Genomic DNA, 15,586 nt, shown 5'->3' with positions numbered 1-15,586 from the left:
AATATTTCTTGCATTTACCATTGTTGAAGTACTTGAAATTGCGAGACCAATAAGGTTTTCTTTCCCGATTTGTCTTCGCCGACAATGCCTGTGGCTCTGATTTGATGCTGTAATAGGTTGAAAAGTTTCTTACCTTGGGGACTGTTGGCAATTCTATACTCGGATTCGTCTTCCGTGGCTAAAATCACTCCTACAACGTTGCCGTTTTCATCCCACTCCGCCGCCGTTACGACTCCGGTGAGAACGGCTTGTTTTTTCGATTCCGTTTTTGGCATAGAATTGCTCGATTCTCATACCCTTGTCGAACGCCATTCACTTGAATCTTTAATTAACGTCATTCATATTACAATAATTATTCCAATTTCATATCTATTTGATTTTTTAGGGGTAATGAATTACCAATCTATTTTAATCGGAACTCAAGGCGCCGATTTTTTTAGCGAAATGAGATCGCAATTACATCGATTGAAGTTACAGTATGGATAATTTTGGGGTGGAGTGGTTTACGCTGAATCGCGGTTGCAAAAAAATCCCCGTAAAAATAGGTCTTTTTATGAATGGACGATATGGGGATATTCGATGAAAGAGAAAACGGAATATATATTTCCGATATTTCATCTATCGGAATATCAAGTTCCGAATTATTTCACATCGATGGATATTCGGAATGTCTGCTGCGTTGGATCGAAACGAAGCGCAGTCCTCCATTCGTCTGGGGATGGGAGGCTTCTAATCGGCGCGTTTTTTCTGACTGGGACGGCCGCCGGTTATTCGATCGGGATGATTTTATAATCCATGCTCCAGTCGTTGACGAAACGGACGAGTTTGGGTTCGATCAAGAGCAGGACGTAATTGGGATCTTCGATTTGGGGTATTCCTTCTGGGGGGCAGGGCAGGTTGGCCCATGTTTTCTCGTCTTCGTAGACCTTCACCGTTCCCAGAATGCGCACTTGGCGGTTTTTTTCGTCGAGAAAACAGGCTTCCGTCTCGTTGTGTTGGGCGATCTCTTTCATTTTGGCGGTTTCTTTATGGGAGGCAGTCCAAATCCTGAATCCATCGGCGCAAAGAAGGGTCATGGGCCGGACTCTGGGAGAACCGTTGTCCACTGTAGCCATATAAAAAATGGATTTCGCTTTCAATACGCTCATGGCTTGGGATCGGATATCATTGGAATTCATTGAATTTCTCCCCTCTTTTCACGTCGGAATCGTGGATTATCATATCATTTATTTCGCTCGGCGGGGAGGCATCCTCCTCAATTTCTTGTTGAATAGGAAGCATGATCGTGAAGGTTGCGCCACGACCTGGTTCGCTTTCCACAAAGATTTCTCCTCCATGTTGTTCTATCAGGTTATAAGCGAGGGAGAGGCCAAGACCCGTGCCTGAGCCGATCGGTTTGGTCGTGAAAAACGGATCGAAGATTCGATTCAGGTTTTCCGGCGGAATGCCTCTGCCATCGTCCCGGATTTTGACGATCGCTTTCCGATCGTCTTGGCTGACGTCGATCCAAATGTTTCCTTCGCCCGGAATGGCTTCGATAGCGTTTTTCAAAACATTCATCATAACCTGGTCGATCTGGCCGGGCGAGCAGAAGAGTTTGACGTCGCCGCCGAAATCCGAATGAATGGCGATGCGGCCTTTATATTGGTTTTGCAACAAACTCAAAGAGGTCTCTAGGGCGCTTCGGAGATCGTATACCGAATGGAAGCGTTTATCCGTTCGGATGTATTGACGAAGATCGGCGACGATTTTCACGATGCGGTTCGAGCCTTCTTCGAAGGAGTGCAGCAGATTCTCGATGTCTTCTTCCACAAATTCCAGGTCGTTGGTTTTGACGGCGGTTTCGAATTGCGTTCGGACATCGTCCGGCAATTGGTCTTTGATGTTGGAGACGACGCCGATGGTTTGTTTATAACCGGTTAGATAATTTTTGAGGGGAAAGATATTGCTTTTGATGAAATTAATGGGATTGTTGATTTCATGAGCGATGCCGGCGACCAAATGGCCTAGCGACGCCATTTTTTCCGATTGAATCAAATGATTTTGAGCGGCTTTGAGTTCCGCCGTGCGTTGTTCCACGCGATTTTCCAATTCAGCGGTCAGAGCGGCAAGGTCCTTGCTGGTTTTCGCGTATCGGTAGGCGAGATAGACGGACATAGAGAGGAGAAAAAGCAGGTTGGCGATGCTGCCCTGGTGGGGAAGCGTGAAATTGGGGCGTCCCCAATAATTGACGAGGGAGAGCCAGAGATTGAGCGAAGCGTAAGCGATAATGCCGAAGGAAAGGAGCGCGGCTCCATCGGCGCGTCTTTTATGAGCGGCGAAAACGATGCGCAGGATTTCGAAGTAATACAGATAGGATAGTCCGCGAAAGAAAAAATAATTGGATTGCGTAACGTTGCTAACCAACGTCATGTAAAGAAACGCCAAAACAAAGGGAGTAAAGATGCACCAAAAATACTTGGTTAACTTCACGTAAATCGTTTTGTGAAAAAAGAGGATCAACATGCCGAATTGCGTGTAGAGAAAGAGGTAAAATTTGTCCGAATAGGCCAAGCCTCCCGGCAAATGAGCCGTGCAATAAAGTTCGTAGTGGGTAAGCGCCGCGAAAACAAGAAACAAAGAGTAAAAGAGGTTTTCGATCGACTTGGGATAAAACCAAAAGAGACAGATATGAATGAGAAATAAAAGCAGAGGAGTACCCGAAAAGATCGCCAGACGCAAAGCGTCCATGCGGATTTTGCGAAAGATCGTCCGGTTCTGGCCGAATATCGGTCTGGAGCCGATCTCTCCGCGAAATTCGGTTTGCCCATTGTCGTTGGCGGAAGGATGGGCCAAATAGGTTAAATATGTGGACCCTGGCGGCGCCGGGAAAATCCAACGGATGAATCCATCGAATTCAATTCCCCCGCCGCTGATGGAATCCACCGTCCAATCGATGGGAAGATACTCATTGACGTTTACCACAGCCGTGGCGTCGCGGGGATTCGAGATTTCCAGAAAGACGGTAATATCGGAAGCGTAGCCATTCGTGGATAAGAAACGAACAGCAAAAGGCTCGGCGTATTCCAGAGATACGCGGGAAAGGCGGGCGCGAGCCAGCAATTCGTTATCGATTTGATTGCAAACAGCCGCGCCGTAGGCGGCGTTCTCCGCCATTTCCATCGAAAAAAAATGTGCCGCATTCCAAATGGCGTTGCCGGACGACCACTCGGAATAGAATATGTTTTTCGAGGCGCAGCGCGAGACGCGAAGATAAAAACTTTTCTCTTGGGGATCGAATTCCTGAACGGCGGCGGCTTGAATGGCGGCGCCTTCTTTGCTTCGCCAGGCGGCCAAAAGCATAAAATTTTTATTGATATAATTCCAGACTAGAAATAGAGAATATAACTTCGATTGGGCGCTTCCTCCTTTTTCCCGGATCATGAGTCCGGAGTGAGCGTAATTGTTGCCGCCTCCCATCTCCATGAGTTCGATCCGGCTTTCCAATCGCCAGGATCCGGTTTTTTCCGCATAGGCGAAAAAACCTTCATCGGAATTATCGTAAATGTGGTCTCCGTTACCGTATATATCATAAAGGAGGCCATCGGTGGATGTTGCCAAGTTGATTTTTCCCGAAACCTTGTTCTTCCCCAATTTCGGCGGAAATTCGGGCGTTCCCCAATCGGCGGTTCGATCGAATACGCCGATGGTTGCAGCGCTTTCGTTGTTCTCGGGAATCGAAAGTTTAACGCCGTTTTGCGACGGCGCCGGATTGACCGGAGGAGTGGATTCGGCGAATGCCGCATTAGCGAACCATAGAATCGCGAACCATAGGAATGAAACGAAATGAAATGGGAAAAGCATAATCGATCCTCATTGGGAACTAAGAGATTTCCTCCGCATCATTGAACGATTATCTGCGATAAAAGCGGAAGAGTCTATACGATGAGGACGGAAAAAGAGATTCGAGGAAGGATAGGGATTTAGTACTGTATTAATGGCGGGATGTTCAACCGCCAATGAGGCCGGAGACGGGAATATCGCCGCCGAAAAAGCCGATATCTCCACTGCTGATAATCCCATTGCTGGGATTGTAGACCGAATCGCGCACCGTGTCGCCGGGATAACGATAGTATTCTGGAAAAGGATAATCCACGATATAAGAATCCATCCGGTCCGGCCCCACGCTAGTGAGGGCGAATCCTTCACGGCGCAAACCGGAATTGCTAAGGATGACGGAGAAACTCATATAGGGCGTATACGTATACGAATTTTTGACGAGTGTGGGGGCGCGCACATATTCCACGGTTTCTCCATTGAACGTATCTTTTATTTCGAATTCCGTTACCGGCCCGAAAGGATCTTTTTTTATGGCGGATGACAAATAAGAGACGGGCGTTGTTAAATCCGAAATGAGGAATTCGACGAAGAAGAGCAAATTGTTTTGCTTGCGGGGATAGATATTATGGTCGAGACGGTAACTGTGCAGAGCGGTTCCCAGCGTTCGCAGATCCATTTGAACGAGGACGATGCGGCTCTTAGTGACGGCGTCGCGGTAATTGGGAACGGCGATGGCGGCGAGGATTCCGATAATCCCCACGACGACGAGCAATTCCAACAGAGTAAATCCGTCTTTCTTCATTTGACTTGCCTCATTCGCGGCCTCGGAGGCGCCAGGGAAGGGTAATACGTGCGCAAATCTTCCTCGTTGCGTTTTTCAAGCAGCGAAGATATCCATTTGATGGTCTGATTCATTCGTTGCGCTTCCCGCAGGATGGGCTGCTTATTTTGATTCGCAATCCCTTCGCCGCCTTTCGCGATGCGGACGAGACCGGCGCTGTTCGATAACTGCACGGTTCCTCGCGTTACGGTGACCACCGTCTCATCCCCGTTCACATCCACGGCGAATGCGGTGCCTAGAACGGCAATGGCGCCGTTGGGAGTCGTTATCTCGAACGGTTTGCGGTTGGGCGCAACGTCGAAATAAGCTCGACCCAATTCCAGCCGAACCGTGCGGTTATCGACGAAAGCCACCCGGCTGCGGGAATCGACGAATACTTCCGAACCGCCCTTGAGACGGACGATGCTTTCCGCATCCGCCGCTGTTTGGATGGCGGTTCCGCGCGATACGACGTCTTCTTTGCGGATTTCTTTCGAAAAGGCGGTTTGATTGAAGACCAAGCCGCCCGCGTAATCGATCTGACCGATCGCGTCGTAGGAGCCGTAAGCGATGAAGGCAAGAGGAAGCAGTATGGCGAAAACCGCCCCAGCGAAAATCCATCGGCGCTGGAGTGGAGTTCGCAGAAAAGCGAATAAACCGCCGCTAGAATCCAACGACAGGTCGCGGCGGGTGGATTCGGTGAGGGCGGCCCGGTTCTTCTCGCGCATGGCGTTGGCGGTCAGCCGTTCGAAAAATCCTTCTTCCGGCGTCCATTCCTCTTTCGATCGCAGCAGAATGGCCCACTTCTGCAGCCGCGTCCATTCTTTCGCGCAATTGCCGCACTGGGCGATATGATCCCGGCAAACGGCCGGGGGGGATTCGCCCGGACGATCCACCGCCCAAGCCAGCAATTCTTTTTTTACGGTGGCGCATTTCATGCCGATTCTCACTTATCTTGCTGAAGATTAAGTTTATTAAAACAATTCGTTTTCCGAGAGACCTTCTTGTTGGGAAAAGCGCCGCAAATGCTCCAAAGCCCGGAACAATCTCGTATTGACGGTAGCGACGGGAATGTTCAGCATCTCGGCGACTTGTTCGCCCGGCAAACCTTGCATCATTCTTAGGATCAAGACGTCCCGGTATTTCGGTTTTAAGCGGCTGGCCGCCCGTTGAATCCGTTCCATTGTTTCTTCTTCCATCGCCGCCGCTCTGGGATCGCCGCCGTCCGCCTCCAACGCCGCCGCAGCGAATTCTTCGGCGTCTTCCCAGGAAACTTCGGGTTCTTTTTTGCGGCGATTGTATTCTTTATAGGCCAAATTGCGCGCGATCTGATAAAGCCAGGGCAAGAACGACCGGCTAGCGTCGAATTTTCTATGCGCCCGGCACGCCAGAAAGAATGCTTCCTGCGTCAGATCGACGGCTTTTTCCTGGTCGCGCAGAAGATGACTGACGAAATGGACCACCGGGGAAAAAAAGAGACGCGCAGCGGCCTCGAACGCCCAGCGCTCTCCCCGTTGAAAACCTAATCCGATTTCCTGTTGCTGCTGCTTGCCGATCGAATCCACCTGTTGCTTCCATTCGCCGCCGTTTTTATGTTTCCTTCGTCATAGACGGTTGATAGGCCGGAATAACCATGGTTTTCCGGCAGCGCCGAGGCGAAGTCTATTGAACATGAACGGTTTTGTCATTCTTTCACTATCCCACTCCGTTAGGCGGAAACAAGGGAATTCGACCGCAACGATTTCTGGTTCCCTTTCTGACGGAACGGCAAAAAATCAATTTTTTGTGGTGCGGGTTTCCAGCCTGCACGAGATATACTGCAGGCAAGATGCCTGCACCCCAATAGGTAGTCACTCGACAGCAACATCAATACTTTTTGCCGGATCGTCCTTTCTACTATCTTACTATCTTGCGGAGAAGGAAATATTACATTTTTTTTGTCAAATAGTCTTGAATCCAGGGTTGTTTATCCTAAAAACAGTGATTAGTGACAAGTGACTAGTAACTTATGTAATGCGGGATTAAGAAGTTTAAGTAGTCGATTAGAATTGCCGTTTCGAATCACGAAAACACGAAACGAAAAAGAAAAACACGAAAAAAGAAAAAATTTGGCGTATGGGAACGCGCCGTGAGTTGCTTTTTTCCGTGAAATTTAAAAGAATCCGCGATATCCGTGATTCAATAATTTCGAGGAATTCGAGCCTTTTCGTGGTTTCGCAATTCGATCGCGCAGCAAGAAAAGAATATTCTCTTCGATTCTTGGTAACTATTTAGCCGTAGGAAGAGAAGAAATACGAATTTATTATTTCGCCCTTTCAGAGCTTAGGTCTTTGCCGATCCTGTTCCCAGGCCGTTGGCCTGGGCTATTTTATTTCGCCCTTTCAGGGCTTAAAAACAAGGATTTCTCTTCAATCGGGTAAACTGGTTACCATTCTTGTTGAAGCGGCAAAAAGTCAATTTTTGGGGGTGCAGGCATCTTGCCTGCACAAGATATCCCGCAGGCAAGATGCCTGCACCCCCAATAGGTTGTCGCCCGATATCATCATCAATACTTTTTGCCGGATCGTCATTCTTGATTAATCTCTCCTGCTTAGGGGTAAAGATCAGCCCAGGCTTGGAGGAGGAATAATGGAATTTTGCATGAGGCTCATATAGATAAAAATTAGGATAAATATTGGAATGGATTAGGGATGAAGGTTCTTGACTTGGCTAAAAACGTTCTTGCGGTTGCGAAAGACGCTGCGATTGGTTTGCAGGCACATGAAGAATTTATCACCTTGAAGGATATAAGCGTCTCCAGGCCGTTCCGGCAGGGATTCGAACGACAGCTTTTCCGATGGAGCGCCAATGACGACGTCGTCGAATCCATCTCCCTGAATATCGCCAATTGCGGCTATGGAGGAACCAAACAATCCAAAAGCCTCGTCCCCATCGACAATAACGTAATCCAGCGGGGTGAATTCACCATTGCAGATTTTATCGATATCGACGATCTGCGGCCATTCCGGACATCCGAAAAGAAAGACGGCCCGCCCCGCCAGAACCTTGCCGTCGATGGAGGCGTTGGGTTGGGCGGCGGCGATATCGTCGAAGCCGTCCCCATTCAAATCGCCGACGCCAAAAACCGCTTCGGCGCCATAGAATCTCGTTCCTTCCTGACCTGATAGATTGGATAAAGTGGTTTCGCCCTTATACTCTCCGCCTAAAAGCAAAAACCAGGAAGAATTCTCGTCTTCGATGAGGATGTCGGAATATCCGTCGTTGTTCACGTCTTGGGCGGAACGGACTTCGCGGCAAGCTTGACGAATCAGGAACGAATAGGATGGCGCATTATCACCGGCGATGTCATCTTTTCCCAAAATAAGAAATCCTTCGCCCTTGAAATCCTTGCCGCCGCGCGCCGCCACGATGAACAAGTCGGAGGCGCCGTCGTTATTCATGTCGATGTTTCCCGCCAAACTGCTTCCCGTCAACGCATCGGCTTCGCCGCGCAAAGAAAAATGGCTGGAGCCGGGAATCAAGGCGTTCAATAAATCGGGTAGAAGGGGAGCGCCTAAAATTACGGTTACTCTTCCCACATGATAGTCTTTGCCGTTTAGGGATACTTTTTCGGAATAAGGATTGCCGAACGCTACATCGTGGAATCCATCGCGATTGATATCGCCCGCCGAGGAGACGGTAACGCCGGTATTGAGAATTTCCACTCCTCCATCGTTCAAATTATCCAGAAAAATCTTGGAAACGAATTCTCTTTTTCCATAAAGAATATAACCCGCCCGATGATCTTCGGAGCCAATAGCCAAATCGTCGACTCCATCGGCGTTGACGTCTCCCAATTTGGCGAAGACTTTCCCGATGCGGGATTCCGATTGGCCAATGATAGCGGCGATTTGGAGACTGGGCGCGGCGAGATCGATCTCGTTATGGACGTTGTCAATATCTTGGCCGGAAACGATAAAAATCGCCCCGCTGTCGAAGACGTCTCCCAATTCGCCGGAATGGAAATAAGGCGCTCCTATGGCGATGTCGAGATAGCCATCCCCATCGAAATCTCCCGCGCCGGATACGGCGTATCCAAGTTGCAGACGGTAGGAAGAGGAATGAGTGATATGAACAGCCCCTAGATTGGACAGATTGGTATGAATCTGGCCGCCGTGGGCGCTAAGGGAGACGGATATAACTAAGGCAATGTAAATCAATCGCATAGAACGCCTGGGTCGCATCATATTAATAGGATGTCGATAGCGAATCCATTATTTCATTAAAAAACCGATAAGTGAATAGCGAAATGAGAATAAATCCTCCAATGCTCGTAAACGCTCTTCGCAGAATTTTTCATTGAACGAAAATCGAAATGATATTCGATTAAATTCCCCGGTGCACAATGTCGCCATCGCTAACCAGGCCGTTGCTGGATTCGTAGGGAAGACCGCGGACGTTGTTATTCCCTGGCGCGCCGATCGCGCCGTCCGGGCCGATGCTGATCATGGCGAATTCGCCTTCCTTAAGAGGATCGACGCCGCACGCTTTGCCGTAGGCGTTTCCTTCTTGATAAATATTGATTCCGAAATCGTCGCCTCTTCCCGGTTCGTTATCGAAATAAATATAACTGGTCCCTCGTTCGTCGGCGCCGAAGCCAACGCTTTTTTCCATCGGACTAAACGGGTCTTGGGGAATGGAGGAAAGATAAGAGACGGGAGAGGTCAATGGATAGTAGGGATCGCTGAATTTCGTATAGGGAGGCCGAGGTCCGACTTTATGAAATTCGTTTTCCCATCTGGTTACGGCGAAATCTGCGTCGTCATCCCAATAATCGAGGAGGAAAGTATTTGTATCCATACGAAACATGGAGATAGCCGTGGCGGTATTGCGCATATCCGCATGGGTGCGGGCTATTTTCGCCCGCAATTGCGCGTTGAGAAAATTGGGTACGGCGATGGCGGCGAGGATGCCGATGATGGCTACGACGATGAGCAATTCAATCAGCGTGAAACCCTTTTTCATGGCTACATAATCCTTATTGGAAATTTATATAAGAACGATATATTTTAGTTTACCTTATGGAGAAAAGTAAGTCTATATGAGTATCTAATATTACTTGCCAGGGAGCGCGGGCGTCCCGCCAGCATCCATTATCTAGAAACTTTGGCGGGATTCGCTTCGCTCGATTCACCCTAAGATTTTCGAAGCGTTTCAGAAGAGGGGATTTGGCTAGCTAGGACTTTATTTCAAGTGAAATTGTTCCCTGACCCAGAGGGCGCTGATCTTTACCCAGAAGTTTCTGAAGTTATTGTTAGTCTGAATCATGATATTCAGGAATAAAGGATAACCAGGATGGGGCGATAACGCTTCTTGGATTGAATCGCGAAAACGCGAAGAAAAAAAGAAAACACGAAAAAAGGCTAAAACGTTTTGGATTGAGTATATGCCAAAACAATGAAGATTAATCCCTTTGCCTTTATCCAAAGGGCGAAGGAATGAAAATGCGCAAAATAAGTTGAGGCTCTTGCAAAATTAATAAAATCCGCTTTTAATTCTCCCCCCAAGTTTGGGGGGAGTTAGGGGGGTTGATTTTATTAGACTTAAAACAACCCCCTCCTAACCTCCCCCAGGCTTGGGGGAGGAATAATTGAGTATTGCAAGAGGCTCAAGTTAATAATCTCAAGTACTTACTTGCCGGATGAACCGGGTTTATTTATGTGCGGAATAGCTGGCATCTTCGCTTCGAATCGAGAATGCGACATTGACCATGATACTCTGGCGGCGATGGTGAAGATGCTGGCTCATCGCGGTCCCGACGATACGGGGTATTTTGCCGCTGACGGCGCGGGATTGGGATTCTCGCGCCTTTCGATCATCGATCTTTCCAGCGGCAATCAACCGCACTTCAACGAAGACCAATCCATCGTCTCCATCTGCAACGGAGAGATATACAATTATAAGGAATTGAGGAGCCAGTTAGAAAGCAAAGGGCATGTCTTTCGCACACGGTGCGATGTAGAAGCGCTGCCTCATCTCTACGAAGAGGAGGGGACGGATTTTTTGCGCCGCCTCAACGGGCAATTCGCTTTCGCCATCTTCGACCGCAAGCGGCGCGAGTTGCTTTTGGCGCGGGATCATTTCGGCGTCGCCCCGCTGTTTTATGCGCAAGCGGATGGCATGCTTCTCTTCGCTTCCGAGATTAAAGCGCTGCTTACGCATTCTTCTATAAAGCATAAAGTGAATCCGACGGCGTTGGATCAGATTTTCACCTTTCCCGGCCTCGTCAGTCCCGCCACTATGTTCAATGGCATATATTCCCTAAAATCGGGACATTATTTACGCGTAAAAGAAAGCGGAATCGAGACGCGGGAATATTGGGATTTGGTTTATCCCGAAGAACAGGATATCGAACCGCCGCGGGAGGAATCCTATTACATTCGGCGGTTGGACGAGTTATTCAATCAAGCCGTGCTCTACCGGCTGAACGCTGATGTGCCGGTCGGCTTCTATCTGAGCGGAGGATTGGATTCCAGCCTTGTCGCCTCCGTCATTCATGCGGCGCGTCCCAACGAGCGGCGCCATTCCTTTTCCGTCCTCTTTTCTCAAGCCGAGATCGACGAACGGCGTTATCAACGCCTAATGTCGGAATACGTCGGTTCCATTCATCACGAAACCGAATTCGATTGGCCGCAAATCGGAGAACGGCTGCGCAGCGCTATTTATCATGCGGAATGTCCGTTAAAGGAATCCTACGACGCCTGTTCTCTGGCGCTTTCGGAACTAGTTCGCCGGGCGGGATTGAAAGTAGTGCTCACAGGCGAAGGTTCGGACGAACTCTTTGCGGGATACGTCGGCTATCGTCTCGACCAGACGCGCTCGTCGGATATGGACGATCCCTTCGACGTGGAGACGATGCTGGAAAACGAACGGCGGGAGGAATTATGGGGCGATTCCCATTTCTTCTACGAACGAGATTTTCTCGCTTTCCGCGAAACCAAGAGCGCTATCTATTCCGAAGCGTTGGCGGCGCGGATGGAGGATTTCGAATCGATTCATCATCCGCTAGTCGATAAAGAAAAACTGCGCAACCGCCATCCTATGCACAAGCGTTCGTATCTCGATTTCAAACTGAGGATCGCCGATCACCTCGTCGCCGATCATGGCGACCGCCCGGCTTACGCCAACTCCGTAGAAGCGCGGTATCCTTTTCTCGACGTAGACCTAGTGGAATTCGTCAAGACGATTCCCCCTTCCATGATGATTAAGGATGCGACGGAAAAATATATTCTGCGGGCGATGGCGAAGAATTATTTGCCTACGCCGATTCTGAACCGGGAAAAATTCGGCTTCGTGGCTCCGGGCAGCCCTTATTTGTTACAAAGAAATATCGATTGGGTTAATGATCTTCTTTCCACTGAAACGATTAAACGTCAAGGATACTTCAATCCCGCCGCCGTAGAACGGCTCAAAGCGAGATATTCGGCGGAAGGGGCATCGGTCAACACCACCTTCGAAACCGATTTCCTCATGATTATCCTAACCTTCGGAATCTTTCTAGAAACCTTCGATATGCCTTCCTATTCGTAAGAATAAACAACTTATGCGAAAAGCCCTTTGGTTTGATGCACAGGCCGTGGAAAGGTTGAGAGGGTGAGCCTCCTGGCGAACCATTGCATCTATGCGGCTCTTCTGAAACCACATTCGTTACCCGGTTTCTTTCTTTTTTGATCCAGCGCCATTCCCTGGATCCGATGCAACAACGCGCGCTGGATTTGCTTCGCTTTCCACTATAGCGCTTTTGTACCCAGTAATCAACCTCCCGTTTGGGTTTATCTCCCAGAGTATTATATACTTATGACTTTTGAGTGGGGGAACTTCGGTTTAGTGATCCGAGAAGCAGAGTGAGATCAAAGCAAAGCACATCCCATAATATTCAACTTATAACCTTATCTCCCAATCTCCAAGTCCCCCTGTCACCAAGTCTCCTTGTCTCCCTGTCTCTCTGTTACGCTTGTGCTGTCGAAAAAGGCGCATATTTCTTTGGGGATGACGTATACGTCCATATTTTTTCGCAAGTGGAGATCGCGATATCGCTCCTGAGTAAGGTTTGCTTGCAGCGGCGCGCCCCACTCGCTGGTTAATTCCACTTTGACGATCGGCCCGGCGGGATTGATATGCGTAACCTTGCCTCGGAAGCAGTGGCTTCCCGAAGGTTCGAAGCCGATATCGAGCAGATGGGGGCGGATGAAAATTTGAGCGGTTTTCTCGTCGCCGGGCGAGGGAAGGGAAGCGTCGCCCTCCGCGTGGTTGAGAATCTGAACTTGCCCGTTGTCCATGCGCCCGTGAAAGATATTGACGTCGCCGAGAAAGTTATAAGTGAAAGGCGTCGCCGGGCGATGGTATACTTCTTCCGGTTCGCCGATTTGTTCCACGCGGCCTTGGTTCATGATGACGACGCGATCGGCCACTTCCAGCGCTTCTTCCTGGTCATGGGTGACGAAGACGCTGGTAACGTGGATGTCGTCGTGGAGGCGGCGCAGCCAGCGGCGCAGTTCCTTGCGCACTTTGGCGTCCAGAGCGCCGAAAGGTTCGTCCAGCAGCAACACTTTCGGCTCTACGGCCAGCGCCCGCGCCAAAGCCACGCGCTGCCGTTGGCCGCCGGAGAGTTGCGAGGGCAGCCGGTTGGCGTAGCGTTCCAATTGCACCAGGCTCAGCAGGCTCATCGCTTTTTCCCGAATTTCTTGCTTCGAGGGACGCAAGCGGCGCGGGCGCACTCGCAGCCCGAAAGCGACGTTTTCAAAGACGGTCATGTGGCGGAAAAGGGCATAATGTTGAAATACGAAGCCCACGCGACGGTCTTTGGGATTCTTGTAGGCGGCGTCTTCGCCCAGCAGAAATACAGAGCCTTCATCCGGCGCTTCCAATCCGGCGATGATGCGCAACAGCGTCGTTTTTCCGGAACCCGACGGCCCAAGCAGCGCCACGAGTTCGCCGGTTTGCACGTCGAGGCTGATGTTGCTCAGTGCGGCGAAATCGCCGAAATATTTCGTTACTCCTTGAACTTCAATGCTCATCGCCGATCTATCCTTCCAGAGTCGCCGCGTTGACTCCTCGTTCCAACATGATTTCCCGGCTTTTCCATTCCGCCAATTTCTTCAGTCCCAAAGTAAGCAGGCTTACCAGAGTCAGAAGCGACGCCACGGCGAAAGCCGCTGTGAAGTTGTATTCGTTGTAAAGAATCTCCACTTGCAAAGGCATAGTTACGGTTTTGCCGCGAATGTGTCCGGATACTACCGATACGGCGCCAAACTCCCCCACGGCCCGCGCTGTGCACAGAATGACGCCGTATAACAATCCCCAGCGGATGTTGGGCAGCGTAACGCGGAAAAACGTCTGCCAGCCATTGGCGCCCAATGATAACGCCGCTTCCTCGTCGTCGACGCCTTGCGATTGCATCAAAGGAATCAATTCGCGCGCCACGAAGGGAAAGGTTACGAAGAGGGTGGCCAGCGCAATGCCAGGCGCAGCGAAAATGATTTGAACGCCATGCGCCGCGAGCCAGGCGCCGAACCAGCCATGCGCGCCGAAGATCATGATGAAAATGACGCCGGAAATCACCGGCGAGACTGTGAATGGCAAGTCAATGAGGGTGACGAGCAGGTTTTTCCCTTTGAACTCGAATTTGGCGATCGCCCAGGCGGCGCAGATTCCGAAAAGCAGATTCGCGGGCGCGGCGATGGCCGTAATAAGCAGCGTCAGCCGGATCGCCGCCAAGGCGTCGGGTTCGCTGACCGCCGTCCAATACATCGCCCATCCCTCGCGCAGCGCATTATAAAAAACCGCGAGCAAGGGAACGAATAGAAAGAGAGCGAGAAATGAAAGCGATGTGAATATAAGCAAACCGCGAACAATCCGCGATTCTTGCTTGCGGCTCATGACGGGATGAATCTTTTTCGATGTCATGGTCATTTTCTTTCAGCGTACTGGTTCCAAGCGGCGGCGGCTCCAATGTTGCAGCAGATTGACGCCCAGCAGAATCAGAAAAGAGACGCTGAGCATGAAGACGGCCAGGGCGGCGGCCCCGGCGTAGTCGTATTCTTCTAGTTTCGTCATGATTAACAGCGGCGCGATTTCCGTGCGCATGGGCATATTGCCTGAAATGAAGACGACAGAGCCGTACTCTCCCAACGCGCGCGCGAAAGCGAGCGCGAAGCCTGTCAAGCAGGCGGGCAGCAGCAAGGGGGCCAAGATTTTGGAAAACGTCTGCCAACGGGAAGCCCCCAGGCTGGCGGCGGCTTCTTCCAATTCGGGATCGATGTCGCGCAGGACGGGCTGGATGGTGCGCACGACGAAGGGCAGGCCGATGAACGTCAACGCAATCCCCACGCCCAGACGGCTGTAGGCGCCTTGGATTCCAACCTGGGAGAGATAGCGGCCAATGAGGCCGTTTTCGGAATAGATGGCGGCGAGCGAGATGCCCGCTACCGCCGTAGGCAGTGCGAAGGGAAGGTCCACCATCGCATCGATCAAGCTGCGGCCAGGAAAGCGGCAGCGTACTAAGACCCACGCCGTAAGCAATCCGAATACGGTATTGACGCCCGCCGCCGCCAGGGAAGCTCCGAAACTCAACTTATAAGAGGCGATAGCTCGCGGCGACGCGATGGCGCTCCATAATTCCTGCCAGGAGAGTCCCAGCGTTTTTAAATAAAGAGTGGATAATGGAATCAGTACGATCGTTCCCAAATAAGTAAGCGTCAGCCCCATCGTAAGGCCGAATCCGGGAATGATGGCGCGACGTTTGGAGAGTGATGGCATAGACGGTTTCCTTATGAAAATTCTACGAGTAGAGCGGCAAAGGCATGCCGCTGCCTGCCTTTGCTCATTTAAGCCGCTTTCGTAAAGTCATATTAAAATGCAATGCAACTTGTCGTTGTTACTAAACTTTCTTCGGATATCTCACCATTT

The 15,586-nt window shown here is 50.4% G+C and carries 12 protein-coding genes; 1 reads left to right on the top strand and 11 read right to left on the bottom strand.

What is annotated here, in order from left to right; genetic code table 11:
- Nucleotides 1–14: 14 nt before the first annotated feature.
- The 8 genes from AB1656_24375 to AB1656_24340 all read right to left on the bottom strand — a co-directional run bounded on the left by AB1656_24375 (nt 15) and on the right by AB1656_24340 (nt 9,643).
- The gene (locus tag AB1656_24375) at nt 15–275 is read right to left on the bottom strand and encodes a hypothetical protein (protein MEW6238535.1); all 261 of its coding nucleotides are present in this window, start codon (nt 273–275) and stop codon (nt 15–17) included.
- A gap of 492 nt (nt 276–767) precedes the next feature.
- Entirely contained in the window at nt 768–1,178 is a 411-nt protein-coding gene (locus AB1656_24370; protein ID MEW6238534.1) for a pyridoxamine 5'-phosphate oxidase family protein, read from the bottom strand.
- On the bottom strand, nt 1,165–3,843 hold the full coding sequence (locus AB1656_24365) for an ATP-binding protein (protein MEW6238533.1): 2,679 nt from the start codon (nt 3,841–3,843) through the stop codon (nt 1,165–1,167). The genes AB1656_24370 and AB1656_24365 overlap by 14 nt, the downstream gene beginning before the upstream one ends.
- A 145-nt stretch (nt 3,844–3,988) precedes the next feature.
- Nucleotides 3,989–4,621 carry a prepilin-type N-terminal cleavage/methylation domain-containing protein gene (locus AB1656_24360; GenBank protein MEW6238532.1) on the bottom strand — a complete coding sequence of 211 codons (633 nt, stop codon included), beginning with the start codon at nt 4,619–4,621 and terminating at the stop codon, nt 3,989–3,991.
- Nucleotides 4,618–5,577, bottom strand: coding sequence for a FecR family protein (locus AB1656_24355; protein MEW6238531.1), 960 nt, complete (start codon nt 5,575–5,577; stop codon nt 4,618–4,620). The genes AB1656_24360 and AB1656_24355 overlap by 4 nt, the downstream gene beginning before the upstream one ends.
- Nucleotides 5,578–5,613: 36 nt before the next feature.
- A complete protein-coding gene (locus AB1656_24350; protein ID MEW6238530.1) occupies nt 5,614–6,204 on the bottom strand; it encodes a sigma-70 family RNA polymerase sigma factor in 591 nt (196 codons plus the stop codon).
- Between the two features lie 1,119 nt (nt 6,205–7,323).
- Nucleotides 7,324–8,838, bottom strand: a complete 1,515-nt coding sequence (locus AB1656_24345) for an FG-GAP-like repeat-containing protein (GenBank protein ID MEW6238529.1) — start codon at nt 8,836–8,838, stop codon at nt 7,324–7,326.
- Between the two features lie 166 nt (nt 8,839–9,004).
- Nucleotides 9,005–9,643 (bottom strand): prepilin-type N-terminal cleavage/methylation domain-containing protein, encoded by a 639-nt coding sequence (locus tag AB1656_24340; GenBank protein ID MEW6238528.1) that lies wholly within the window; start codon nt 9,641–9,643, stop codon nt 9,005–9,007.
- Nucleotides 9,644–10,336: 693 nt separating this feature from the next.
- On the opposite strand from AB1656_24340, the gene asnB reads away from it, so the two are divergent.
- Entirely contained in the window at nt 10,337–12,208 is a 1,872-nt protein-coding gene (asnB, locus tag AB1656_24335; protein ID MEW6238527.1) for an asparagine synthase (glutamine-hydrolyzing), read from the top strand.
- Between the two features lie 386 nt (nt 12,209–12,594).
- On the opposite strand, the gene AB1656_24330 is transcribed toward asnB, so the two are convergent.
- The 3 genes from AB1656_24330 to cysT are packed head-to-tail and all read right to left on the bottom strand — an operon-like array spanning nt 12,595 to nt 15,436.
- Nucleotides 12,595–13,695, bottom strand: coding sequence for a sulfate ABC transporter ATP-binding protein (locus AB1656_24330; GenBank protein MEW6238526.1), 1,101 nt, complete (start codon nt 13,693–13,695; stop codon nt 12,595–12,597).
- 7 nt (nt 13,696–13,702) lie between these two features.
- A complete protein-coding gene (cysW, locus tag AB1656_24325) occupies nt 13,703–14,590 on the bottom strand; it encodes a sulfate ABC transporter permease subunit CysW (protein MEW6238525.1) in 888 nt (295 codons plus the stop codon).
- A 6-nt stretch (nt 14,591–14,596) separates the two neighbouring features.
- Nucleotides 14,597–15,436: a sulfate ABC transporter permease subunit CysT gene (gene cysT / locus AB1656_24320; protein MEW6238524.1), complete on the bottom strand. Its 840-nt coding sequence runs from the start codon at nt 15,434–15,436 to the stop codon at nt 14,597–14,599.
- Nucleotides 15,437–15,586 lie beyond the last annotated feature (150 nt).

The sequence above is a fragment of the Candidatus Omnitrophota bacterium genome, assembly GCA_040755155.1.
Taxonomy (GTDB): Bacteria; Hinthialibacterota; Hinthialibacteria; order Hinthialibacterales; family Hinthialibacteraceae; genus JBFMBP01.
This window is presented reverse-complemented; position numbering and strand designations above follow the sequence as displayed.

Coding starts and splice junctions, on each gene's coding strand:
- AB1656_24330 (MEW6238526.1), bottom strand. CDS start 13,695: ATGAGCATTGAAGTTCAAGGAGTAACGAAATATTTCGGCGATTTCGCC.
- cysT (MEW6238524.1), bottom strand. CDS start 15,436: ATGCCATCACTCTCCAAACGTCGCGCCATCATTCCCGGATTCGGCCTT.
- AB1656_24355 (MEW6238531.1), bottom strand. CDS start 5,577: ATGAAATGCGCCACCGTAAAAAAAGAATTGCTGGCTTGGGCGGTGGAT.
- AB1656_24360 (MEW6238532.1), bottom strand. CDS start 4,621: ATGAAGAAAGACGGATTTACTCTGTTGGAATTGCTCGTCGTCGTGGGG.
- AB1656_24375 (MEW6238535.1), bottom strand. CDS start 275: ATGCCAAAAACGGAATCGAAAAAACAAGCCGTTCTCACCGGAGTCGTA.
- AB1656_24340 (MEW6238528.1), bottom strand. CDS start 9,643: ATGAAAAAGGGTTTCACGCTGATTGAATTGCTCATCGTCGTAGCCATC.
- asnB (MEW6238527.1), top strand. CDS start 10,337: ATGTGCGGAATAGCTGGCATCTTCGCTTCGAATCGAGAATGCGACATT.
- AB1656_24365 (MEW6238533.1), bottom strand. CDS start 3,843: ATGCTTTTCCCATTTCATTTCGTTTCATTCCTATGGTTCGCGATTCTA.
- cysW (MEW6238525.1), bottom strand. CDS start 14,590: ATGACCATGACATCGAAAAAGATTCATCCCGTCATGAGCCGCAAGCAA.
- AB1656_24370 (MEW6238534.1), bottom strand. CDS start 1,178: ATGAATTCCAATGATATCCGATCCCAAGCCATGAGCGTATTGAAAGCG.